The organism is Aurantiacibacter luteus, from assembly GCF_001010945.1.
GTDB classification, from domain to species: domain Bacteria; phylum Pseudomonadota; class Alphaproteobacteria; order Sphingomonadales; family Sphingomonadaceae; genus Alteraurantiacibacter; species Alteraurantiacibacter luteus.
The window spans coordinates 1,064,499-1,088,284 of sequence record NZ_LBHB01000001.1 but is presented as its reverse complement, the minus strand read 5'-3'; the positions used below and the strand labels follow the sequence as shown (position 1 = coordinate 1,088,284).

The 23,786-nt window shown below is 67.7% G+C and carries 19 protein-coding genes; 4 read left to right on the top strand and 15 right to left on the bottom strand.

Annotation, left to right across the window (positions count from 1 at the left end):
• Positions 1 to 20: 20 nt before the first annotated feature.
• Positions 21 to 2,303 carry a S9 family peptidase gene (locus AAW00_RS05275; RefSeq protein ID WP_156169929.1) on the bottom strand — a complete coding sequence of 761 codons (2,283 nt, stop codon included), beginning with the start codon at positions 2,301 to 2,303 and terminating at the stop codon, positions 21 to 23.
• A 43-nt stretch (positions 2,304 to 2,346) separates the two neighbouring features.
• Positions 2,347 to 4,611, bottom strand: coding sequence for an ATP-dependent helicase (locus tag AAW00_RS05270; RefSeq protein ID WP_047003560.1), 2,265 nt, complete (start codon positions 4,609 to 4,611; stop codon positions 2,347 to 2,349).
• 185 nt (positions 4,612 to 4,796) lie between these two features.
• On the opposite strand from AAW00_RS05270, the gene AAW00_RS05265 reads away from it, so the two are divergent.
• The gene (locus tag AAW00_RS05265) at positions 4,797 to 5,360 is read left to right on the top strand and encodes a hypothetical protein (RefSeq protein WP_047003193.1); all 564 of its coding nucleotides are present in this window, start codon (positions 4,797 to 4,799) and stop codon (positions 5,358 to 5,360) included.
• A gap of 54 nt (positions 5,361 to 5,414) precedes the next feature.
• Here AAW00_RS05265 and rsmD read toward each other — a convergent pair whose 3' ends face one another.
• The gene (gene rsmD / locus AAW00_RS05260) at positions 5,415 to 5,993 is read right to left on the bottom strand and encodes a 16S rRNA (guanine(966)-N(2))-methyltransferase RsmD (RefSeq protein ID WP_047003192.1); all 579 of its coding nucleotides are present in this window, start codon (positions 5,991 to 5,993) and stop codon (positions 5,415 to 5,417) included.
• Positions 5,990 to 6,742 carry a pseudouridine synthase gene (locus tag AAW00_RS05255; RefSeq protein WP_047003191.1) on the bottom strand — a complete coding sequence of 251 codons (753 nt, stop codon included), beginning with the start codon at positions 6,740 to 6,742 and terminating at the stop codon, positions 5,990 to 5,992. Before AAW00_RS05255 ends, rsmD begins: the two co-directional genes overlap by 4 nt.
• 95 nt (positions 6,743 to 6,837) lie before the next feature.
• Between AAW00_RS05255 and AAW00_RS05250 the strand changes: the two genes are divergently transcribed.
• Positions 6,838 to 8,631 carry an AmpG family muropeptide MFS transporter gene (locus tag AAW00_RS05250; protein ID WP_047003190.1) on the top strand — a complete coding sequence of 598 codons (1,794 nt, stop codon included), beginning with the start codon at positions 6,838 to 6,840 and terminating at the stop codon, positions 8,629 to 8,631.
• A 3-nt stretch (positions 8,632 to 8,634) separates the two neighbouring features.
• Here AAW00_RS05250 and AAW00_RS05245 read toward each other — a convergent pair whose 3' ends face one another.
• From AAW00_RS05245 to radC, 11 genes are all read right to left on the bottom strand, one after another.
• Positions 8,635 to 9,975, bottom strand: a complete 1,341-nt coding sequence (locus AAW00_RS05245) for a bifunctional folylpolyglutamate synthase/dihydrofolate synthase (RefSeq protein WP_047003189.1) — start codon at positions 9,973 to 9,975, stop codon at positions 8,635 to 8,637.
• Between the two features lie 19 nt (positions 9,976 to 9,994).
• Positions 9,995 to 10,843, bottom strand: a complete 849-nt coding sequence (gene accD, locus AAW00_RS05240; RefSeq protein ID WP_047003188.1) for an acetyl-CoA carboxylase, carboxyltransferase subunit beta — start codon at positions 10,841 to 10,843, stop codon at positions 9,995 to 9,997.
• Positions 10,840 to 11,631: a tryptophan synthase subunit alpha gene (trpA, locus tag AAW00_RS05235; RefSeq protein WP_047003187.1), complete on the bottom strand. Its 792-nt coding sequence runs from the start codon at positions 11,629 to 11,631 to the stop codon at positions 10,840 to 10,842. Before trpA ends, accD begins: the two co-directional genes overlap by 4 nt.
• The gene (locus tag AAW00_RS14885; RefSeq protein ID WP_156169928.1) at positions 11,628 to 11,822 is read right to left on the bottom strand and encodes a hypothetical protein; all 195 of its coding nucleotides are present in this window, start codon (positions 11,820 to 11,822) and stop codon (positions 11,628 to 11,630) included. The genes trpA and AAW00_RS14885 overlap by 4 nt, the downstream gene beginning before the upstream one ends.
• Positions 11,819 to 13,036 (bottom strand): tryptophan synthase subunit beta, encoded by a 1,218-nt coding sequence (trpB, locus tag AAW00_RS05230; RefSeq protein WP_047003186.1) that lies wholly within the window; start codon positions 13,034 to 13,036, stop codon positions 11,819 to 11,821. The genes AAW00_RS14885 and trpB overlap by 4 nt, the downstream gene beginning before the upstream one ends.
• A 4-nt stretch (positions 13,037 to 13,040) precedes the next feature.
• Positions 13,041 to 13,703, bottom strand: a complete 663-nt coding sequence (locus AAW00_RS05225) for a phosphoribosylanthranilate isomerase (RefSeq protein ID WP_047003185.1) — start codon at positions 13,701 to 13,703, stop codon at positions 13,041 to 13,043.
• A gap of 47 nt (positions 13,704 to 13,750) precedes the next feature.
• Complete coding sequence (gene pyrF / locus AAW00_RS05220) at positions 13,751 to 14,425, bottom strand: orotidine-5'-phosphate decarboxylase (RefSeq protein ID WP_047003184.1); 675 nt, start codon at positions 14,423 to 14,425, stop codon at positions 13,751 to 13,753.
• Between the two features lie 10 nt (positions 14,426 to 14,435).
• Entirely contained in the window at positions 14,436 to 14,900 is a 465-nt protein-coding gene (locus AAW00_RS14880) for a LapA family protein (protein WP_052761774.1), read from the bottom strand.
• A gap of 74 nt (positions 14,901 to 14,974) precedes the next feature.
• Positions 14,975 to 16,285, bottom strand: a complete 1,311-nt coding sequence (purB, locus tag AAW00_RS05210; protein ID WP_047003183.1) for an adenylosuccinate lyase — start codon at positions 16,283 to 16,285, stop codon at positions 14,975 to 14,977.
• A gap of 83 nt (positions 16,286 to 16,368) precedes the next feature.
• Positions 16,369 to 19,170 (bottom strand): class I SAM-dependent DNA methyltransferase, encoded by a 2,802-nt coding sequence (locus tag AAW00_RS05205; RefSeq protein ID WP_047003182.1) that lies wholly within the window; start codon positions 19,168 to 19,170, stop codon positions 16,369 to 16,371.
• Positions 19,171 to 19,398: 228 nt separating this feature from the next.
• Positions 19,399 to 20,100, bottom strand: a complete 702-nt coding sequence (gene radC / locus AAW00_RS05200) for a RadC family protein (RefSeq protein WP_047003181.1) — start codon at positions 20,098 to 20,100, stop codon at positions 19,399 to 19,401.
• A 72-nt stretch (positions 20,101 to 20,172) separates the two neighbouring features.
• Between radC and AAW00_RS05195 the strand changes: the two genes are divergently transcribed.
• Together AAW00_RS05195 and AAW00_RS05190 are read left to right on the top strand one after the other, a co-directional pair.
• Entirely contained in the window at positions 20,173 to 23,547 is a 3,375-nt protein-coding gene (locus AAW00_RS05195) for an intermembrane phospholipid transport protein YdbH family protein (protein ID WP_052761773.1), read from the top strand.
• 47 nt (positions 23,548 to 23,594) lie between these two features.
• The gene (locus AAW00_RS05190) at positions 23,595 to 23,786 is read left to right on the top strand and encodes a YnbE family lipoprotein (RefSeq protein WP_047003557.1); all 192 of its coding nucleotides are present in this window, start codon (positions 23,595 to 23,597) and stop codon (positions 23,784 to 23,786) included.

Genomic DNA, 23,786 nt, shown 5'->3' with positions numbered 1-23,786 from the left:
TAGCCGCGCGCGGCGCTTCGTCAATCGCCCGCCGCCACGCCCCCCGGCGGCAGGTTGGCGAGCAGGTAGTTGGTCATCGTGCGATAGAGGTGGCGGCTGGTGTTCTCGCGCTCGTAGATGCCGTGGCTGCGATTGGGATAGACCATCACCGAAAAATCGCGGTCGGTGGCGATCAGGCGGTCGATCAGCTGCTCGGTGCCCTGGTAGTGGACGTTGTCGTCGCCGGTGCCGTGGATCACCATGAGGTTGCCTTCCAGGTTGCCGGCAAAGGTGATGGGCGAGCCCTGCGCGTACTCGGCCGCATTGTCCTGCGGCAGGCCCATGTAGCGTTCCTGGTAGATGGTGTCGTAAAGGCTCATGTCCGGCACGGGCGCGACGGCGATGCCGGTGGCGTAGACCTGCGGGTAGCGGAACATGGCGTTCAGCGTCATCGATCCGCCGCCGCTCCAGCCCCAGATGCCGACGCGCTCCGGATCGAGGTAGGGGCGACTTGCCAGCATGGCCTCCACCGCCTGCGCCTGGTCGGCCGAGGCGAGCACGCCCACCTGTTCGTAGATCACCTTGCGCCAGTCGCGCCCGCGCGGGGCGGGAGTGCCGCGGTTGTCGACGCTGGCGACGATGTAGCCTTGCTGGGTCAGCAGGGTGTGCCAGGCGAAGCGGCTACCGACCCAGGCGTTCTGCACCGTCTGCCCCCACGGCTCGCCATAGACGTACATCAGCAGCGGGTATTGCCGCGAGGGGTCGAAGTCGGGCGGAAACATCATCCAGCCGTCGATCTCGGTGCCGTCGGGAATGGTGACGGTGAAGAACTGGCTCGCCCCCCGCGGAGTGCCGGCGAGCGTCTCGCGAATGCCGGCGTTCTCCACCAGCGTGCGCTGCACCGCGTGGTCGGGCAGCGAGATCAGCTCGGTCGTCGGCGGCGTGTCGAACTGCGAGACAGTGTGGATGGCCCAGCGCGCATCGTCGGACAGGCTGTAGCCGTGCGAGGCCGCAGGGCCGGCGGGGGTCAGCCGCTCGGCGCTGGCATCGCCCGCCAGCGGCGAGCGGTAAAGATATCGCGCTGCGTGATCCTCGGGCGAGGCGAGGTAGTAGACATAGCCGCCATCCGTATCGATGCTGACGAGCGAAATCACGTCGGTGGCGGGGGGCGTGATGGGCTCCGCCGCGCCGGTCGCGCGGTCCACGCGGTAGAGCCGCCGCCAGCCGTCGCGCTCGCTCATCCGTGTGAAATGCCGGCCTTCGTCGAAGAAGGTCACGTCGAAATCGACATCGACCCAGGCATCGTCGGTCTCGGTGAACAGGGTGCGCGGCTGCCCGGTGGCGGCATCGACCAGCATCACCTCGTCGCGGTTCTGCAAGCGGTTCATGTACTGCACCAGCAGCTCGTCGGAACTGTCCGCCCATTCCATCGCGGGGACATAGGTGTTGCGTGGATCGCCCTCGAGGTCGGCCCAGGTCGTCTCGCCGCTTGCCACCTCCACCACGCCCACGCGCATGGCGGAGTTGGTGGTGCCGGCCTTGGGGTACTGCAAGGGAACGGGCTGGGCGTAATTGCCCGCGAGGTTGTCCATCATGTAGAAGGTGCCCACGCCCTCGGTGTCGAACTGCCAGTAGGCGATGCGGCTAGAATCCGGGCTCCACATGAAGCCGTCGCGCAGGAAGAATTCCTCCTCGTTCACCCAGTCGCCGGTGCCGTTGACGACGAGGTCGGTGCCGTCGGTGGTCATGGCGCGGGTCTCGCCGGTCGCGATGTCCTCCACGTAGATGTTGTTCTCGAACAGGTAGGCGACCTGCCGCGCGTCGGGCGAGACCTTGGCGTACATCAGCGAGGCTTCCGGCCGGTCGGCGCCGATACGGCGCAGGCTGTCGTCCGACAGGTCGAGCAGCCAGTAGTCGCCCAGCGGCTCGTAGCGGCGGAACGGGCGGGTGTTGGTGTGGATGAGGACGTAGCGCCCGTCGTCGGACCACGCGTAGTCGCTGATCGAAAGCGGCTGGCCGCCATCGGGCGTCAGCTGCTCGGCGGTGACGAGGATGTTGCTTTCGCCGGTGGCCGGATCGTGGCGGACGATGTCGCGGCCGCCCTCGCTGGTCGTCGAGGCGTCGACCGTGGTGTAATATCCGGCACCCGAGCCCTCCATCCAGCGGACCGGCACGGAGCGTTCCGATTCGAACACGCGGTCGGTGAAGATGGCATCGATGGTGAGCGGGGTCTGCGCAGGCTCTGCGTCCTGCGCCAGCGCGGGCGGAGCCGCTGCCATGAGCGCGAGCGCCGCCAGCCCCATGCGAAATGTGAAAGTGCCCACGTTCGTCTCCCCGATTTCGGGAGAAACTACTGCGTGGCGGGCGTCATGCAAGCGTTACGAAGCTGTCGATCACCCGCTTGGTGCCGGCCTTGTCGAATTCGATTTCCAGCTTGTTGCCTTCTTGGCCCATGACCTCGCCGTAGCCGAACTTCTCGTGGAATACGCGCGCGCCTATTTCCACGTCGGTGCGCGGCTTGGCAGCGAAGCTGGCGGCGCTGCGCTTGTTCTCGGGGATGCGGGCCTGCTTGGTATCGTAACCGGTGGCGAGCGCGCGTTGCCAGCCGGGGCCGCGGGCGCTGGAGCGGTCGGGGCGGCTTTGCGAGACATGGGCGAAAGGATCCTCGCTCTCCGACCAGTTGGCCTGCCACAGGCTGCGCCCCCCGGTCATGGTGGTCTCGCTCTCGATGTGGTCGGCGGGCAGCTCGTCCACGAAGCGGCTGGGGATGCTCGATTGCCAGGTGCCGAAGATGCGGCGGTTTGCCGCGTGCATGATCGTGCAGCGCCGCCGCGCGCGGGTGATGGCGACGTAGGCGAGGCGGCGCTCCTCCTCCAGGCTGGCGAGCCCGCCTTCGTCGAGCGCGCGCTGGCTGGGGAAGACGTTTTCCTCCCAGCCCGGCAGGAAGACGTGGTCGAACTCCAGTCCTTTCGCGGCGTGCATGGTCATGATGGTGACCTTTTCCTCGTCGTCGCGGGCATCGTTCTCCATCACCAGCGCCACGTGTTCGAGGAAGTCGCCGAGCGTGGGATATTCCTCCATTGCGCGCTGCAGTTCGACGAGGTTTTCCGCGCGGCCTGCGCTCTCGCTCGATCGGTCGGCCTTGAGCATGGCGTCGTAACCCGATTCCTCGAGCACGTTCCGCAGCAACTCGGACGGGGTCATCGCCTCGGCCATGCCACGCCAGCGCAGGAAGTGGCGCATCAGCTCGGCGATGGTGCCGCGAGCGCGAGCGGGAAGTTCGTCACTGTCGGCCAGTTCCAGCGCGGCGGCGGCGAGCGGCTGCTGGGTGCGGCGCGCGTGCTGGTGCATCTTTTCCAGCGTCTTCGCGCCAAGCCCGCGCTTGGGCTGGTTGTAGATGCGCTCGAAAGCGAGGTCGTCCGCCGGCTGGGCGATGACGCGCAGGTAGGCGAGGGCATCGCGGATTTCGGCGCGCTCGTAGAAGCGGAAGCCGCCAACGATGCGGTAGGCGAGGCCGATCTGGATGAAGCGGTCCTCGAACTCGCGCGTCTGGTACTGCGCACGCACGAGGATGGCGACCTGTTCGAGGCTGGCGCCCTCGCGCTCCAGCCGCTCGATCTCCTCGCCCACGCGGCGCGCTTCCTCGGGCGCGTCCCACACGCCGATGACGCGCACCTTTTCGCCAGTCGGCAGGTCGGTCCACAGCGTCTTGCCGAGCCGATGGCTGTTGGCGGCGATGAGGCCGGATGCGGCGGCGAGGATCTGCGGGGTGGAGCGATAGTTCTGCTCCAGCTTCACCGTCTTTGCGCCGGGAAAATCCTTTTCGAAGCGCAGGATGTTGGCCACCTCCGCCCCGCGCCACGAATAGATCGACTGGTCGTCGTCCCCCACCACGCAGATGTTCTTGCGCTCCTGCGCCAGCAGCCGCAGCCACAGGTACTGGACGGCGTTCGTATCCTGGTATTCGTCGACGAGGATGTACTTGAAGCGCTTCTGGTAGCTCTCCAGCACGTCGCGGTGCTGCTTCAGCACGTTGAGCATGTGCAGCAGCAGGTCGCCGAAGTCGCAGGCGTTCAATGCCTTCAGCCGCTCTTGGTAGAGCCGGTACATCTCCTGCCCGCGCCCGTTGGCGTAGCTTTCGTTCTCCACCGCATCGAGGTCCGCGGGATTGAGGCCGCGGTTCTTCCAGCGGTCGATCAGCCCGGCGAGCTGGCGCGCGGGCCAACGCTTGTCGTCGATGTCGTTGTCCTGGATCAGCGCCTTCAGCAGCCGCAGCTGATCGTCGGTGTCGATGATCGTATAGTTGCTCTGCAGCCCCACCAGTTCGGCATGGCGGCGCAGCATCTTCGCGCCGATGGAGTGGAAGGTGCCGAGCCAGGGCATCCCCTCCAGCGCGCCGCCCGTCAGCTTGCCCACGCGCTCGCGCATCTCGCGCGCGGCCTTGTTGGTAAAGGTGACGCAGAGGATCTCGCTCGGCCAGGCCAGCCGCTCGCGCACGATGTGGGCGAGGCGGTGGGTGAGCGCGGCGGTCTTGCCCGTTCCCGCGCCCGCCAGCATCAGCACCGGGCCTTCCGTGGTCATCACCGCCTGCTGCTGCGGCGCGTTCAGGCGTTGCAGCCACTCGGGCACCATGGCGGCGGGCAGGGTTTCGGGCGAGGTGTCGGACACGGGTGAACAACTAGGGAACGCAGGCGACGCGCGCAAGGCTTGGCGGTGGCCATCGACAGCGGGGAGGCGGCGCTGCGACGGGGCGAGTTGCAGGAACCGCAAGCCTTTCCCGTCCGTTGCCCCGACATCAAGACAGTTGGAGAAATGCCATGAAGACCATCTTGCTCGCCGGCGCTGTCGCGCTCGCTTCGATTTCCCTTCCTGCAATCGCGCAGGCGCAAACGGTCGTGCTGACCGCGCCCCAGCAGACCATGTACGATGCCTGGCCGATGGAACGGCGCACCATGTACGATGCCTGGCCCGCCGGCGTGCGGACCTATTACTGGACGCTGCCCGCCGACCGGCAGAACATGTGGTGGATGATGAACGACGCCGACCGCATCCGCATCTACGAAATGCCGGTGAACGCGCGCGATGCCGCATGGCGCCAGCACATGGAAATGCACGCGGCCATGCCGAACGCCAATGCCAGCGCTACCGCGATGACCACGCCCTCGCGCACCACCAACAGCAGTGCGATGCCCGCCATGCGTAGCGGCGGCATGGTGCAGCAGACCGGTGCTGCACACAGCGGCGAATATCCGCCGTGCCGCGGCGCGGTGCAGGACAGCTGCGTCAACCCGCGCGAGGCCGGGCTCAACTACGGCAACCGCCCGCTCGACCACTGGCCGGGCCAGCCCGCCAGCACGATGCGTCGCGGCAATCGCAACTGATCGGCGTCACGATGCAGCAAAGGGCGGTGGAGCGCAGGCTCCGCCGCCCTTTCGTTATGCGGAAACGGCGCGCAACAGGGTCAGTTTGGCTCGGCCGACCTTTCGTTCGCTCTCGATCGTGAGGCCGGCGATCTCCACCTTTTCGTTGGCGGCGGTCTCCAGCGCTATCCACGTCGCCTCCCCGATCCAGCCGAGCCGCAGCAGGCGGTGCAGCGCGACTGACCCCGCGCCGGTATCGTAGGGCGGGTCGAGAAGCACGAGGTCGCGGGCGATCTTCGCCGGGCCGAGGCCGGTGACAGAGCCCGCCACCACTTCGCACCGGCTTTGCGCGCGCAAGGCGGCGATGTTCTCGCGGATGGCGCGCAGGGCGGCAGCGTCCTGCTCCACGAACAGGCAATTGTCAGCCCCCCGGCTCAGCGCCTCCAGCCCCAAAGCGCCCGATCCCGCGAACAGGTCCGCCACGCTCAGCCCCTCGAAACTGCCGAGCCGGCTGGCGAGCATGGAGAACAGCGTCTCGCGCGTGCGGTCGGCGGTGGGCCGCGTCGCCTCGCCAGCGGGGGCGCGCAGCAGGCGGCGCCGCCAGTCGCCGGCGACGATCCGCATCCCCGGAGGTTTGGACGCGGGCGCCTTCATGCCTTCAACGTGCTACGGAAGCGTTCGAGGTCTTCCTTGCGGATTTCCACCGCTTGCCCGCGCCGCAGCTGGTCGAGCGCGAAGGGGCCGTAGCCCACGCGGATGAGGCGGCTGACCTCCAGCCCAAGATGCTCGAGCACGCGGCGCACCTCGCGGTTCTTGCCCTCGGTCAGCGTCAGTTCGATCCACTGGTTGCGGCCTGTGCGGCGCTCCAGGTTCGCATCGATCCGGTCGTAGCGCATGCCTTCGACCTCGACGCCCTCCATCAGTTCCTCGAGCTGTTCCTGCGTCACGTCGCCGAAGGTGCGCGCGCGGTAGGTGCGCTTTACGGCGGTGGCGGGCAGTTCGAGCTGGCGCTTGAAACCGCCGTCGTTGGTCAGCAGCAGCAGCCCCTCGGTATTGAGGTCGAGCCTACCCACCGGCATCAGCCGAGGCGTGTCCTTGGGCAGCGCGTTCCTGAGCGCGGTGTAGATGGTCGGACGGCCGGAGAAATCGCGCTCCGCCGTCAGCAGGCCGGACGGCTTGTGAAAGGCGAACAGGCGCGTGCGTTCTGGCTTGGCGACTTGCTTGCCGTCCACGCTCACGCCGCGCAGCGACGTGAGAAAGGTGGCGGGCGTCGTGACCACCTCGTCGCCGATCTTGACGCGCCGGTCCTCGATCATGCGCTCCACCTCGCGGCGGCTGGCAACGCCCGCGCGGGCGAGGAGCTTGGCGATACGGTCGCCTTCTGGCCTGGGTTCATCCGACATGAGCGCGCCATAGGCGTTGAAAGCCCGTTCATCCAGCCTTCCAAAAGCGCCGATTAGGTCTAGACCGGCGAAAACGCATCGGACGAGGGTAGCATATGGTCGAAGCCGCAGCAGACGACACCGTGGTGACGAAGAAGGCGAAGCCCGGCTGGGGCACGCTGCTGCGCTCGCTGCGCAATCCCAAGAGCGGGTTCATGCTGCTGTTCGGCTTCGCGCAGGGCCTGCCGCCCGCGCTGTTTCTCGGCACGCTCTATGCCTGGCTGTCGGAGGCCGAGGTGGACCTGGAGACCATGGGCGTCTTCAGCCTCGTCGGGCTCGCCTATGCCTTTCAGTTCCTGTGGTCGCCGCTGCTCGACAAGGTGGACATTCCGGGGCTCAGGCGCCTAGGCAAGCGCAAGCAGTGGATCGCGCCGATGCAGCTTATCATCGGCATCGCGCTGGTGGTGATGGCCGGGCTGGATCCGAAGAGCGCGCTTGCGACCTTCAGCCTGCTCGCCGCCATCGGTGCCTTTGCCAGCGCCACGCAGGACATTGGTATCAACGCCTGGCGCATCGACGTGGCGGACGAGGTGGCGACGCTCGACATCCTCTCCACCATCACGCAGATGGGCTTCCGCCTCGCCAGCCTGGTGGGCGGCGCCTTCGGCCTCATCATGGCCGACCGCTACGGCTGGCCCTTCGTCTACGTGCTGTTCGGCGGCTTCATGCTGGCGATCGGTTTCGCGGCCCTGTTCGCGCCCGACGCGCGCGTTTCGGGCGACCGCGCGGCCAACGCCGCCGTCGCCGATGCCGAGGTGGCCGAACTCTACAACGTGGGCGAGGTGACCGAAAAGGTCCGCAACCGCGCCCTGCTGGCCGTCGGCGTGCTGTGGACCTGGGCCATCGGCACGGTGGTGGTGTTCATGGTCCGCTCGATGACCGCCGCGCCCGAAAACCGGCCCGACGTGACCGAGTTCACCACCTTCTACGGTCCGCTGATCGTGCTCGCCACCATCGTGCTGCCCGCGTTCATCGCCGCCTGGGTGGTCAAGCAGCAGCGCGAAGGCCGCCACGTCATCGTCGCCGCGCCGGGCGTGGGCGCAGGGCACGGCGTCAAGTTCACCGACCACCTGTATCGCGCGCTGGTTCAGCCGCTGACCGAGTTCGTCGGCCGCATGGGCTGGTCTCTGATGCTGATCCTCGCGCTGGTGCTGACCTACCGCATCACCGATTCGGTCTGGGGCGTGTTCGCCTATCCGTTCTACCTCGGCGAGCTGGGCTTTACCGGTGAGGACGTGGCCTTCGCCTCCAAGATCCTCGGCATCATCGCCATCCTGCTCGGCCTCGCGATTGGCGGGTGGATGATCACCAAGCTGGGGCGCATGTTCATGCTGACCTTCGGCGCGGTAATCGCGGCAGCGACCAACCTGCTCTACGCCGACCTGGCGGTGGGCGGCGCGCGGATGCAGGCGGCGAGCGATGCGATCGGCTTTACCGCGCTGGTCAACGGCATGGCCGGCTGGTTGCAGCCGCTGTTCTTCGTCGCCGCGCCGCCGAGCGAGGGGCTGGCGCGCCTCGCCTTCACCATCTTCTGGGAAAACCTCGCCATTGGCATCGCCGGCGCGGCCTACATCGCCTGGCTCTCCAGCATCGTCGCCAAGCGGTACGCGGCGACGCAGTTCGCGCTGCTGGCCTCGCTGACGTTGCTGATCGGCACGCTGGGCCGCGGCGCGCTCGGCCAGATGATCGAGGAGCGGGGCTACTACTACGTCTTTATCTTCACCGCACTGATCGGCGTGGTTGCGGTGGTGCTGTGCGCGCTGGAATGGGCGCGCGAGGCGCGTGCCGGCCGGCGCAGCGGCGTGGTCCAGCCCGATCCCTACGCGGGCGAGGCCGTGGCCGCGGAGTAGGGGTCAGTCCGGATACTCGCGGTTCGCGGCGAGCACCTTGCCCGCGAGGTAGAGCGAGCCGCAGATCAGCACGGTGCCGCCGTCCGCACGGTGGGGCAGGCCGGCAAGCGCGGTCTCGAGGTCGGGCGCGCTCGAGGCTTGCGCCACGCCCGCTTCCATCGCCAGCGCCGCCAGTTCTCCCGTCGCCACGTGGTCGCTCCCCTGGATCGGCACGGCGGTAACGCTGGCAAGGTGCGGTGCGACGATGGCGAGGAACCTCCGCGCGTCCTTGGCCGCCATCATCCCGATGACCGCGTCAACCGGCTTCCTGACGCCCTCGAGGTAGCGCGCCAGCGCCTCCGCCGCGTCCGGGTTGTGGCCACCGTCGAGCAGCACGCGGCGCGGGGCGACGAGCTCGGTCACCGGGCCCTTCGCCAGCGTCTGCAACCGCGCGGGCCAGCTGGTCGACACGATCCCGCGCTCCATCGCGTCGAGCGAGACCTCGACCCTGTCCTGGTGCCGCAGCATCGCGACGGCGAGCGCGGCGTTGTCGGCCTGGTGCGCGCCGGGCATGGTCGGCAGCGACAGGTCGAGCCGGCCGCGGTTGTCGCGGTAGTCGATGCGGTCGGCGCGCACGTCGGCCCGCCAGCGCTTGCCGCGCATGTGCAGCGGCGCCCCGGCCAGCGCCGCACAGCGTTCGACCATCGCCTCGACATCGGGCGCATAGTCCTGCGTGACGAGCGGACTGAGGGGCCGGGCGATGCCCGCCTTCTCGAACGCCACGCGCACAAAGGGTTTGTCGGGGGACGGCGCGGCGGGGTCGGGCGTGAGCAGGAAGGCTTCGTGATCGACGCCCAGCGAGGCGATGCCGCAGGCGGCGGGGCGTTCCAGCACGTTGGTCGCGTCAAACCGGCCGCCGAGCCCCACCTCGATCACGCAGGCGTCCGCCGGTTCGCGGTGGAAGGCGAGGAAGGTGGCCGCCGTCGTCACCTCGAAGAAGCTCGGGTCGAGCCCCGCGGCGGCGTCCAGCACCTCTTCCAGCAGGCTCGCCAGCATGAAGTCGGAGATGAGCTCCCCGCCCACGCGAATGCGCTCGTTGTAGCGTACGAGGTGCGGCTTGGTGGCGACGTGGACCAGCAGGCCCTGCGCCTCCAGCATGGCGCGCAGGAAGGCGCAGGTCGAACCCTTGCCGTTGGTGCCCGCGACGTGGAACACGGGCGGCAGCTCGGTCTGCGGATTGTCCAGCCGGGCGAGCAGTTCGCGGATCGTCTCCAGCCCGATGCGCCCCTGCGGCAGGCTCAGCGCGCCGAGCCGGTCCAGCTGGCGCTGCACCGCCGGGTTGTCGGAGATGGCGAAGTCCTTCATGCCGCCCCCCAGCGCTTCGTCAGGCTGCCTGTGCCGGACTGAGATAGCCGAGAAGGCTCGCCAGCGTCTGCTTGAGCTCGTTGCGATGGACGACCATGTCGACCATGCCGTGCTTATGCAGGTACTCCGCGCGCTGGAAGCCTTCGGGCAGCTGCTCGCGGATGGTTTCCTGGATCACTCGCTGGCCGGCGAACCCGATCAGCGCGCCGGGTTCGGCCACGTGAACGTCGCCCAGCATGGCGTAGCTGGCGGTGACGCCGCCGGTGGTCGGGTCCGCCAGCACGACGATGTAGGGCAGGCCCTTTTCCTTCAGCCGCCTCGTCATCACCGTGGCGCGCGGCATTTGCATGAGGCTGAGTATACCCTCCTGCATCCGCGCCCCGCCCGCGGCGGTGACGCAGACGAAGCCGCAACGCGCGTCGATCGCGGCCTGGGCTGCGAAGACGAAGGCATCCCCCACGGCCATGCCCATGCTGCCGCCCATGAACATGAAATCCTGCACGCCGATCACCGCCTGGTGGCCCTCGACGGTGCCGATCCCGGCGGTGAAGGCGTCACGGTGCGGGTTGGCCGTGCGCGCGGCCTTGAGGCGGGCGGGGTAGGGCTTGGTGTCCTTGAACTTGAGCGGATCTTCCGTGACCTCGGGCGAGGGGAGCAGGCGGAAGCCTTCGTCGAACAGCATTTCCAGCCGCCGGTCGGCGCCGATGCGGCCGTGGTGATCGCACTTGGGGCAGACGTTGCCGTTTGCCTCGTACTCCTTGACGAAAATCATCTCCTGGCAGCGCGGGCACTTGATCCAGAGATTGTCCGCCGTCTCCCGCTTGGGAGCGAAGGGCAGGCGTTCGCGTACTTTGGTGAGCCAGCTCATGGATTGGCCTTTCGCGCAGAATGCACGGCCTTGGCAAGTCTCGCCGTGAGGTCCCGGAGATGCCGGGGCGCGTGGGTGCCGTGCTGCTCGACCAGCCGGACGAGCGCGCTGCCGACGACGACACCGTCCGCCACGCGGGCGATTTCCGCGGCCTGCTCAGGTTCGCGCACGCCGAATCCGACCGCGACGGGCAGTGCGGTGTGGCGCTTGATGCGGCTGACGTTGGCCTCGATGTCGGCGATGGCCGCGCTCTGCAGCCCGGTGATGCCCGCCACGCTGACGTAGTAGAGAAAGCCGCCCGAGCCATCGAGCACGTCGGGCAGCCGGGCGTCGGAGGTCGTCGGGGTGGACAGGCGGATGAGGGCGATGCCCTTGTCGCGCAGCGCGGGGCCCAGGTCGGGGTCCTCTTCGGGTGCCAGATCGACGCAGATGACGCCGTCGACGCCCGCGGCGGCGCAATGGTCGGCGAACCAGTCCGGCCCGCGCCGGATCATCGGGTTGGCATAGCCCATCAACACCAGCGGCACCTGCGGATGGCGCTGGCGGAACTCGGCGGCGTGGCGCAGCACCTCGGCGGTGGTGGTGCCAGCGCCCAGCGAACGGATGTTCGCCGCCTGGATCGCCGGGCCGTCCGCCATCGGATCGGTGAAGGGCATCCCCAGCTCGATCACGTCCGCGCCGCCCTCGACCAGCGCATCGAGATTGGCCGCTGTGTCGCCGTCGCCTGCGGTGATGAAGCAGACGAGGGCGGGGTGGGGGGCGGAGAAGGTGGTGGCGAGGCGGGTCATCGTGCCACTCTACGTCCTGCCAGAACGCTGAAGACAGCTGTTAAAAGAAGGGCTCGCGCAATATGCTCCGACCAATCGAAAAAATAAGGCGTGAACTGCTCAAACAACATGCCTACGGCGACCGACACGACAAGAAAAATCGGGAAACTCCAAACAGCTGTTCGGATTGCTTTGCTGGCCTTGAAGGTCACATCTCCACTCCCAGCGCCTCGGCGACAGTGAAGATGTCCTTGTCGCCGCGACCGCACAGATTGGCGAGGATGATCGCGTCCTTGGGCATGGCGGCGGCGCGCTGGGCGATGGCGGCGATGGCGTGGCTGGGTTCAAGCGCAGGGATGATCCCCTCGGTGCGGCAGAGCAGCTGAAAGGCCTGCAGCGCCTCGGTATCGGTGGCGCTGGTGTATTCGACGCGGCCGGTTTCCTTGAGCCAGGCGTGTTCCGGCCCGATACCCGGATAATCCAGCCCCGCGCTGATCGAGTGGCCTTCGGTGATCTGGCCGTCCTCGTCCTGCAGGAGGTAGGTCTTGTTGCCGTGCAGCACGCCGGGGAAACCGCCTGCAAGGCTGGCCGCGTGTTCCTCGCCGTGCAGCCCCTTGCCCGCCGCTTCCACGCCGAGAAGTTTGACGCTCGGATCGTCGAGGAAGGGGTGGAACAGGCCGATGGCGTTCGACCCGCCGCCGATGGCCGCCACGGCGAGGTCGGGCAGCCTGCCGGTGCGGTCGAGCAGCTGCGCGCGCGCCTCCTTGCCGATCACGCTCTGGAAATCGCGGACGAGCTCGGGATAGGGATGCGGGCCCGCCGCAGTGCCGATGATGTAGAATGTGTCGTGGACGTTGGCGACCCAGTCGCGCAGCGCCTCGTTCATGGCGTCCTTCAGCGTGCCGCGCCCGGCGGTAACGGGGCGGACCTCCGCGCCCAAGAGCTTCATCCGGAACACGTTGGGCGACTGCCGCCGCACGTCCTCGGCGCCCATGTAGACCACGCAGGGCAGGCCGAAGCGCGCGCAGACGGTGGCGGTAGCGACGCCGTGCTGGCCCGCGCCGGTCTCCGCGATGATGCGCGTCTTGCCCATGCGGATCGCGAGCAGGATCTGCCCGATGCAGTTGTTGATCTTGTGCGCGCCGGTATGGTTCAGCTCGTCGCGCTTGAACCAGATCTGTGCGCCGCCCAATTCCTCGGTCAGACGCGGCGCGAAGTAGAGCGGGCTGGGGCGACCGACGTAGTGCTCCAGCAGGTCGTCGAACTCTTCCTGGAAAGCCGGATCAGCCTGCGCGCGGCGATACTCCTTCTCCAGGTCGAGGATCAGCGGCATCAGCGTTTCGGCGACGTAGCGGCCGCCGAACTGACCGAAATGGCCGCGCTCGTCGGGCTGGTTGCGGAAGCTGTTGGGTGTATTCTCGGTCATGGCGTCAAACCCTCGCCGGCTGCGCGTCGCGCGCCGCCGCGCAGAACGCCTTGATCTTGCCCACGTCCTTTACCCCCGGTGCGCTTTCGAGGCCGCTCGAGGCGTCGACCAGCGGCGCGCCGGTGAAGCGGATGGCATCGGCCACATTCTCGGGCGTGAGGCCGCCCGCGAGGCCCCAGTCGACCTGGTGGCGGTAGTTCAGCAGCAGCCGCCAGTCGAGCGTCAGCCCATTGCCGCCCGGGAGGGCGCCCGGCACGGCCTGCGCGGCGGCATCGTAGATGATCCGGTGCGCCGCGCCCTTGAACCGCTCCGATCGCTCCAGCGTGCCGCGATCCTTGAGGCCGACGGCCTTCCAGATCTCCAGCGTGGAATTGTCGCGCAGCAGTTGCAGCCATTCCACCGTCTCGTTGCCGTGCAACTGCAGCACCTCGGGCTCGATGGCCTGCAGCGCCAGCGCGGTCGCCTTGGGGTCGAGATTGACGGTCAGCAACACCGCCCGCACGCTCTTGGGCAGGCGCTGGCGCAGCTTGGCGGCATCGCTGATGCCGATGTGGCGCGGGCTGTCGGGGAAGTGGACGAAGCCGACGTGCGTCGCCCCCGCCTCCACCGCCGCGTCGACGGTTTCGGGCGTGGTCAGGCCGCAGATCTTGATGAGGGTTTCGGGCATGGGGATGCAGATAGCCGCAAGCGGCGCGCGCGCAAGCCTCGCCTGGGCTAGAGCGTCCCTTCGATTTCTCGCGCGGCGGCAAGCGGATCTTCGGCGCGGCTGATCGGGCGGCCGATGACCAGCACCGAGGCGCCGTGATCGCGTGCCTCCCGCGGAGTGACGACCCGCTTCTGGTCGCCCGCGGCCTTGCCGCCGGGGCGCAGGCCGGGGACGACGAAAAAGCCCTTCTTCCACTGGTCGTGAACCGCCTTCACCTCGTGGCCCGAGCACACGATGCCGTCAAGGCCGCTCGCCTCGGCCAGCTCGGCAAGGCGCAGGACCTGGTCGTGCGCGCTGCCGGGTACCCCGGTGCGGTTGAGGGCCGTGTCGTCGAGGCTGGTGAGCACGGTGACGGCCACGACCTTGCAGTTCTCTCCCGCCGCAGCCTTGGCATCCTCCATCATCGCGCGCCCACCGCCCGCGTGGACGGTGACGATGGCGGGTTCGAGCACGTGGATCGCCTGCATCGCGCCCGCCACGGTGTTGGGGATGTCGTGCAGCTTGAGGTCGAGGAAGATCGGCAGCCCGACGTGCGCGATCTCGTGCACGCCGTGGTGGCCGTGGGCGCAAAAGAATTCGAGCCCCAGCTTCACCCCGCCGACGTGGCCCTTGACCTTCCGGCACAGCGCCACCGCCGCATCGAGCTGCGGCACGTCGAGCGCGAGGTAGACGGGGTTGCCCATGCGGGTGGCCCTATGCGCCGGGGGCGCGGTAGGTGCCCGGACCGGTCGTCGCCCCGGAGGTGGCGGGCGGATCGGCTTCCACCGCGTCGGGCACGCCATCGCCGTCGCGGTCGGTGCGGGTGGGGGTCGTCACCGTGCCATCGGGCGTGAGCGGGTGCGGATCGGCGCGATCGGGGATGCCGTCGCGGTCCGCGTCAAGGGCGCCGCCATGCGCGACGGGCGTGACGGCGGCGGTGCGTGCGGCGTTCTCGAGACTCGCGACCTTGCGCTGCAGCCGCCACCTGGTGCCGCGATAGAACAGCCACATCGGCACGAAACCGATCAGGAAGCTGACGATCACGATCGCCGGGATCTTCGTATCGACCACGATGCCGTCCCAGATCCGCACGGTGACGGTCGGGTCCCAGTTGGCCAGCGAGAACAGCAGCAGCGCCACCAGCAGCAGCACCCAGATCACGGTCTTGACGATTTGCATGGCGGCGTTCCTTCGCTTCTCGTTGCCCGGCGGATGCTAGGCAAATGCACGGGGCTTGGAAAGAGGCCCCGACCTCACCCGAAAACGCGGTCGAACACGGTGTCGACGTGCTTGAAGTGGTAGGCGAGGTCGAACTTCTCTTCCAGTTCCGCCTCGGACAAGGCGGCGGTCACATCGGCGTCGGCCTTGAGCAGCTCCAGCAGCGAGAGCCGCCCGTCCGATTCCCACACCTTCATCGCGTTCCTCTGCACCAGGCGGTAGGCATTATCCCGGGTCACGCCCGCCTGCGTCAGCGCGAGGAGCACGCGCTGCGAGTGGACGAGGCCGCCCATGCGGTCCATGTTGGCCTGCATCCGCTCGGGGTAGACCAGCAGCTTGTCGACCACGCCCGTCAGCCGCGCCAGCGCGAAGTCGAGCGTGATGGTGGCATCGGGCCCGATGAACCGCTCGACGCTGGAGTGGCTGATGTCGCGCTCGTGCCACAGCGCGACGTTCTCCAGCGCGGGGAGCGCGTAGGCGCGGATCATGCGGGCCTGGCCGGTGAGGTTCTCGGTCAGGATCGGGTTGCGCTTGTGCGGCATGGCCGAGCTGCCCTTCTGGCCGGGCGCGAAATATTCCTCCGCCTCCAGCACCTCGGTCCGCTGCAGGTGGCGGATTTCCACCGCGAGCCGCTCGATGCTGCTCGCGATCACGGCGAGGGTGGAGAAATACATCGCGTGCCGGTCGCGCGGGATGACCTGCGTGCTGACGGGCTCCACCGCCAGCCCCAGCTGGTCGGCGACATAGGCCTCCACCTCGGGAGAGATATTGCCGAAGGTGCCGACCGCGCCGCTGATGGCGCAGGTGGCGATCTCGGCCCGGGCGTTCACCAGCCGCGCGCGGCAGCGGTCGAACTCGGCATAGGCCTGCGCCAGCTTGAGGCCGAAGGTGGTGGGCTCGGCATGGATGCCGTGGCTGCGGCCGATGGTGGGGGTGTAGCGGTGTTCCTCCGCCCGGCGACGGATCGCGGCGAGCAGGCCGTCCATGTCCTCCAGCAGCAGGTCGGTCGCGCGGGCGAGCTGCACGGCGAGCGTGGTGTCGAGCACGTCGGAGCTGGTCATGCCCTGGTGCATGAAGCGCGCTTCCGGCCCCACCTGCTCGGCCACCCAGTCGAGAAAGGCGATGACGTCGTGCTTGAGCACGGCTTCCTTGGCATCGATCGCGGCGACGTCGATGCCGGGGTTGGTGCCCCACCAGTCCCACAAGGCCGTGGCCGCCGCCTGCGGCACCACGCCGAGGTCGGCAAGCTTCTGCGTCGCGTGCGCCTCGATCTCGAACCAGATCGCATACTTCGCCTCCGGCTCCCAGATCGCGGTCATGGCGGGGCGGGCGTAACGGGGGACCATGGGGAGACTCCGGATTGCGGGCGAGAGGTTCGCCGGAGCCGCTAGGGGGGCGGGGCGGTTATGGCAAGGTTGGGGGGAGCCGCTCAGCCCTTGCGCTGGCGGGCGCGGGCGGTGCGCTTGTTGGCCTTTTCCGCGCCGGAGAGCGGGTTCACCAGTTTCTCGTAGAGCCCGAACAGGTGCTCCACCCGGTCGCGGTCGCTCTCGAAGGGGGCGCGCCGATAGAGCCGATCTACCGCCACATCGAGCGCGGCGTGGGCCTTGCGCAGGTTCGCGGGCATGGTGTCGGGATCGTAGAGATCGGCGAGGCTGGAGGTCGGATGCGCGGCGCGCGCGTCGAGCACGGCCTGCGCGAGCGCCTCGATCTTGTCGCGCTGGGCGGGGGAGGCTTCGGGCCAGGGGAAGGTGTTGTAGACGGTTGGCGAATAGCTGTAATCGCTCTTAAGACGTCCCGTTACCGTGCGCATCCACGCCATATGCATCCACGAAGTTAGCACGCCCAAGTGGTATGCTGTTCCCCCGACGACAATTTGAAGTTTGTTTGAGGCCACAACTTCCGGCGCCAAAAAATCGATCGGAATGTAGTCGCGTGTTTCTGATGAAACCTCTGGCAATGCGACATAGGACTCGTTCGGTTGCCGGTCTTGCGTGAAGATTGTCGGATAGTCCGCATACCGTCGCACTGATTCAGTTGGGCTTTGTGCTCTCCCAATTCTTACGCGTTCGAGGCGTTCCCTTATCTCCACGGATGACCGCAGTTCTTTTGGTGAAGCCTCCTTAAGCCAAAGACACCATCGCCAATTCCCAGAAATGAGCTCCTCGCCGCCGACAAACGGTCTGAGCCATTTAACAATTCCTGGATCGCGAGCGAGGGCGCGATCTCTTTCTCCAGCATCAAGGATTAAATTGCTTGTGGTCACATATCGACCGTCCACTTTTAACCGCGCACCATCGGTCGGTTGGCTCCCCTTTATCATCCTCGGAAGATCCGGCGGTGCCGCCGTGCGCGCTGGCAATGTTACAAACGGACCATCGATCAGATAACCGTTGATCTGTTTAACAGCGACGACAAACGGTTCTGCCCGAGGATTAGGATAATCAAAAATTTTGGGAGCTTTTGGTTCGGTGAACGTCAAACCAATGATCACACAATGAACTGCGGCTTTGCCGGAAGCTTCGTTTGACCAAACGAATGTGCGGTGTGCGAAGCTAATTTGTATCCCGTCCGCGAATAGAGCTGGCCAGAGTATGCCAGCCTGCTCACCTTGAGATATGGAATTTGTGGCGACGAAGGCGATTTCAATTCGCTTGTTTGCCTTGCCGTAGACGACTGCCTTCTTCAGCCATGCGGTCACATAATCCAGCCGATTGACTTGACCAGTTCTCCCCCAAACGCGGTGCATCCCAGCTTGCTGCTCGGGGGTTCGCCACTGGTGACCAATAAACGGCGGGTTCCCCATCACGAAGCTGCACTGCTCCGCCGGCAGCACCTCGTTCCAGTCCACCTCCAGCGCGTCGCCGTGGCGGATGGTCGCGCCGCCGGTCAGCGGGATGCGGGCGTAGTTGAGGCGGAAGGCTTCATTGATGGCGTTGTTCGCGATGTGGTCGGCCATCCACATCGCCACCTCGGCGATCATCGCGGGGAATTCCTCGTACTCGATGCCGTAGAACTGGTCGACCGTCACGCGGGTCAGCAGCGCGGCGTCGATACGCTGGTCGCCGTAGAGTTCCTGCAGGCATTCCAGCTCCAGCTGGCGCACCTCGCGGTAGGCGATGACGAGGAAGTTGCCGCAGCCGCAGGCCGGATCGAGAAACCGCATCCGCGACAGCCGCGCCTGGAATTCGAGCAGCGACTTTTCCTTGGCCGTCTTGCGCGCCTTCAGCGTCTCCAGCTCCTCGCGCAGTTCGTCGAGAAACAGCGGGCCGATGACCTTGAGGATGTTCTCCTCGCTGGTGTAGTGCGCGCCCTTCGCCCGTCGCTCCTTGGCGTCCATAACGGACTGGAACAGGCTGCCGAAAATTGCCGGGCTGACCGCCGCCCAGTCGTGACGGCAAGCGTCCAGCAGGTCCTCTCGCATCTGCGCGTCGAAGATGGGCGTGCGCAGGTTCTCGCGGAACAGCCGCCCGTTGACGTAGGGAAACTGTTTGAGTTCGCCCGACAGATTGGCCTGCCGCTCGTCCTCCGGCGTGTCGAGCACCTCGAACAGTTCGTTGATGACCCGGCCCACATTGCTGCCGTCTGGCAGTGTGTCGTTCTCGACCAGCTGGAGGAAGATGTCCTTGGGCTGGAAAATGCCGGTATCGTCGGCGAACATGCAGAACAGCAGGCGCACGAGAAACCGCTCGAGATCGTGGCCGGTGTAGTTGTTCGCCTCCAGCGCATCGTGGATGCGGCCCATCAGCTCGGCAGCCTTGATAGTGACCTGTTCCTGCCGCTCGAAGGTGACGCGGCGACCGAACATGAAGTCGAAGGCCTGCACGTGCTTGTGCAGGTCGGCGAGCTTGAAGCGCAGTTCCTGCTTGGCCTCGAGATCGACCAGCACCCAGTTCTGGAAATCGCACACCAGCACGAAGCGCGGCTTCTCGGTCGGGTGCAGGCCGTCAATGTATTCGAGTGCCTGCTGCTCGGCGGCGACGAGGTTCTTGCCCAGCGATTTCATCTCGACCAGCACCTGCCCCGGCCAGAAGAAATCGATGAAGCCGCGCTCCTTGTTGAGCAGGCCGGACACGCGCCGCTCGTATCGCCCGATCTGGCGGGAGGAGAGGCCGAACATCTTGAAGAGGTCGTTGACGAACAGCTGCGCGTCGGCACGCTCGTCCGACGAGTTCGCGTGCCGCTCGCTGAACGCGCGTGCCCGCCGTGCCAGTTCGTCGTAGCCCAAACGCATCGGATCGCCCCTTCGCCCGCCTTCCTAACGCCCCCGACCCACCCCGCAAGCCAAACCCCGCAAGACAAAGCCCTTTCCTACAGCGCGCCGCCGTGCTCCCTCGCTCGCGCTCTTTCAGATCGTCCGCTCGCCGCCGCCCGCTCCCTTGGTTTGCTGCAAGGGCCGCGTCTGTATCAACTTCGTCAACTTGCGCGGCCGGATCGCGCTGCGACTCGGCTTCCGCGGCGCCTAGATCACTCCCTTCGCCCGCAGGCTGACGTGCCCCTCGCGCCCCACGATCACGTGGTCGTGGACGATGATGCCGACGTGGCGGCCGGCCTCGGCGATGGCCTGGGTGATGCGGATGTCGGCGCGGCTGGGCTCGGGGTTGCCGCTGGGGTGGTTGTGGACGAGGATCAGCGCGCTCGCCCCCACGTCGAGCCCGCGGCGGATCACCTCGCGCGGGTGGATCGCGGCCTCGTCCACCGTGCCGTCGCCCACCAGGTGGTCGAGCAGCAGGCGGTTCTTCGTGTCGAGGTAGAGCACGCGCACCCGCTCGATCGTCAGGTGCGCCATGTCGATGGCGAGGTAGTCGAGCAGCGATTGCCAGCTGCCGAGCACCGGCTTGTTGGTCAGTTCGCTGCGCGCCATGCGCCGGGCCACCAGCGCCGCTATCTTGAGCTGGGCAATGCTGGCGTCGGACACGCCCTTCACCTGCCTGAGCGCGCCAGCTTCCGCGTTCAGCACGCCCGACAGGGTGCCGAACCGCGCCAGCAGGGCCTTGGCCATGGGCTTGGTATCCCCCCGCGCCAGCGCCCCGAACAGCAGGTATTCGAGCACCTCGTAGTCCGCCAGCGCCTCCGCCGCGCCCGACAAGAGCTTCTCGCGCAGGCGCGCCCGGTGCCCCGCTCCCGGCGGCTTCGGCGCTGATCCTGCGGCATTTTCCGCCATGCGAAGTTCATCCCCCGTGCTGCATCTCGCGCATTGCCTTTGCGGCAGGGACCGCGCAAGTGTCGGGATGCGATGGCGCAGGATGATGCTCTGACAGTCGAAGCACGCCCGCGCGGCCGCAAGCGGCGCATCGCGCGCGGCGGGGGTCTTGCGCTGCTCGTCATCCTGCTGGCGGTGATCGCCGCGGCCTGGCTGATGCGAAAGACGCTCGCCGACGATTTCATCGCGCAGACCTTCCGCGACAACGATATCGAGGCGACCTGGACCGTCGAGAGCATTTCGCCCCAGCGGCAGGTGCTGACGGACCTCGTGATCGGCGACCCTGCGCGCCCCGATCTGACCATCGACCGGCTCGAGCTGTCGATCCGCCCCCGCTTCGGCCTGCCCGACGTGACCGCGCTGAAACTGGTGCGCCCCGTCATCCGCGGCACTTATCGGGGCGGCCAGCTCAGCTTTGGACAGCTCGACCCGCTGATCTTTCCCGAGGAAAGCGGCGAACCGTTCGAGTTTCCGAACCTCAGGCTCTCCGTCGAGGAAGGGCGGGGCCTGCTGCTGACGGACTTCGGCCAGGTCGATCTCGCGCTGTCGGGGGGCGGGCACCTGCGCGGCGGGTTCGCGGGCGTGCTGGCGGCGACGTCCGAGCGGCTGGACGGCGGCGGCTGCACCGCGAATGCGCCGCGCCTGCATGCCCGCCTGTCCATCGACGCCGAGCGTCCGCGCCTTGCCGGGCCGCTGCGCTTTGACCGGCTGGCTTGCCACGAAAGCGAGCTGGCGGTGAACGACGGCACGGCAATCCTCGACGTCCGGGTGGACCGCAACCTCGAGGACATGGCGGGCACCTGGCGTCTCGCCACCGCCGACGCCGCCTTCGCCGGCAACCGGCTGGCGGTGATGGCGGGCGAGGGCGAGGCGAGCTGGCGCGGCGGCGAGCTGGCGGCGACCTATGATCTTGCCGCGCGCGATCTCGGTACCGTCGCCGGTAGCGCCCGCATCGCTGCGCTGGAGGGTCAGGTCAGCTTCCGCGACGGGGCCTGGGCGGCGCTTTATGATCTCGCCGCAAGAGAGGTGGCCTCACCCCACGCGAGCTTCACCCGGTTGGAGGTGGACGGGCGGGTCCGCACCCTGTCCGACCTCGCGCGCATCGATGCCGAGGGCGAGGTGAGGGGGATCGGGCTTTCCATGGGCGGGGACCTCGACGGGGCCATCGCCGGTGCGGCCGAGCGAACCCGCGGGACGCTACTCGCACCCTTGCTGGACCGCCTCGGCCTCAATCTCGCGCGCGAACTGCGCGGCAGCACGCTGGCCGCAAGTTTCGACGCGCGCAGCACCGGTGCGCTCACCAGCGTGGCCATTCCGGAGGCGCGGTTGCGCGGCGGCAGCGGGCGCACGGTTCTGGCTCTATCGCGCGGGCAGCTGACGCTCGGCAGCGCGACCTTGCCGCGATTCGCCGGCAACTTCGCCACCGGCGGCGAGGGGCTGCCGCAGATCACAGGGCGCATGGAGCAGGCGGCGGGCGGCGCGCTCGACCTGCGGCTGGCGATGCGCGAATACGGTGCCGGCCAATCCAGCCTCGCCGTGCCGCAGATGCGGGTGGTGCAGGCGCGTGACGGGCGCGTGGCGCTCGACGGGCGGGTGCTGGCGAGCGGGCCGCTGCCGGGCGGCTTCGCGCAGGGGCTCGACCTGCCGGTGGACGGCACCATTGCGCCGGACGGCTCGCTGGCATTGTGGAACGGCTGCCGCGCGGTGCGCTTCGAACGGCTCGCCTATGCCAACCTGACGCTGGACCGCCAGTCGCTGACGCTGTGCCCCACCAATGGCCGCCCGATACTCGCCTATGGCCCCGGCGGTCTGCGGCTGGCGGCGGGGGCGAGTTCGCTCGATGTGTCGGGCAGACTGGCGCAGACGCCCATCCGCGTTCGCAGCGGCCCCGTCGGCGTAGCCTATCCGGGCGCGCTGGCCGCCCGCAATCTCGACGTGACGCTGGGCCCGGCGAGCAACGCCCAGCGTTTCCGCATCACCGACTTGCGCGCCGATCTATCGGGTGATGCCATCGGCGGCGACTTCGCCGGGGCCGACGTGTTCCTCGCCAGCGTGCCCCTCGACGTGCTCGGGGCCAGCGGAACCTGGCGATATGCCGGGGACCGGCTGACGCTCGCGGACACGAGCTTCATGTTGCACGACCGGCAGGACGACGCGCGGTTCGAGCCGCTGAGCGCCCAAGGGGCGAGCCTGTCGCTTTACGACAACCGCATCGTCGCCGACGCCGCGCTGCGGCATCCGGGCAGCGGGCAGGTGGTGACCGAGGCGCATATCGAGCACGACCTCGCCAGCGGCACCGGCTTTGCCGACCTGCCCGTGCCCGGCCTGACCTTTGCCGTGGGCGGCCTCCAGCCCGCCGATCTCACTCGTCTGGCGCTGGGCGTCGTCGCCAACGTCGAGGGCACGGTCGCGGGCGGCGGGCGCATCGACTGGGGCGCGGGCGGGGTGACCAGCACCGGCAGCTTTTCCAGCGACTCGCTCGACCTCGCCGCCAGTTTCGGCCCGGTGCAGGGGGCGAGCGGAACGGTGGTCTTCACCGATCTCCTCGGCCTCACCACCGCCCCCGACCAGCGCATCCGCGTCGCCAGCGTGAACCCCGGCATCGAGGTGTTCGACGGCGAGATAGGCTTCCAGCTGGTGAACGGCGAGCGCATCGCCATCTCCGGCGGCACTTGGCCGTTCATGGGCGGCACGCTGACGCTGCGCTCCGTCGACATCAATCTCGGCGTCGAGGAATCGCGCACCTACGTGCTCGACATCGTCGGGCTGGAAGCGGCGCAGTTCGTCGAGCGCATGGAGGTGGGCAACCTGGCCGCCACCGGCACTTTCGACGGCTCCGTGCCCATCGTCTTCGACGCCGAGGGCAACGGCAGCCTGGTGGGCGGCCGCCTGCTCTCGCGCCCGCCGGGCGGCAACGTCAGCTACGTGGGCGAACTGAGCTACGAGGACCTCTCGTTCTTCGCCAACTACGCCTTCCGCACGCTGCGCGACCTGCAGTACGACCGGATGGAGATCCTGCTCAACGGTTCGCTGACGGGCGAGCTGGTGACGCAGGTGAACTTCAGCGGCATCCGCCAAGGCCCGACGGCGGAACGCAACCTCGTTAGCCGCGTGATCGGCGACCTGCCGATCGAGCTGCGCGTCAACATCCGCGCGCCGTTCCTCAAACTCATCTCCTCGCTGCGCGCGCTGAACGACCCGACGGCCGTGCGCGATCCACGCTCGCTCGGCCTCATCGGAGCCGACGGCGAAGTGTTGCGCGAAACCGTGGACCAGGCCACCGTCGACCGGCTGGACGAGGAGGCCGCCGAGGATGCGGCCTGCGAACTGCTCGGCGGCGCGGCCTGCGAAACGGACGAAGACCATACTGCCAACATTCAGCCCCAGGAAAGCGAACCCATGCCATGACAGGTCTCAAATTGACGAATTGCGTCCGCAGCGCGCATAACCGCCGGATGATCGGGGCAAGGCGCGCACGGGCGGTGATGGCGATGGCGGCGGTTGCGCCGCTCGCGGGGTGCATTACCTTGGAAGCACCCGACGAGCCGATCGTGATCGAACTGAACATCAACATCACGCAGGAAGTGATCTATCGCCTGGCCGAGGATGCCGGGAACACGATAGACGACAATGCCGAGATCTTCTGA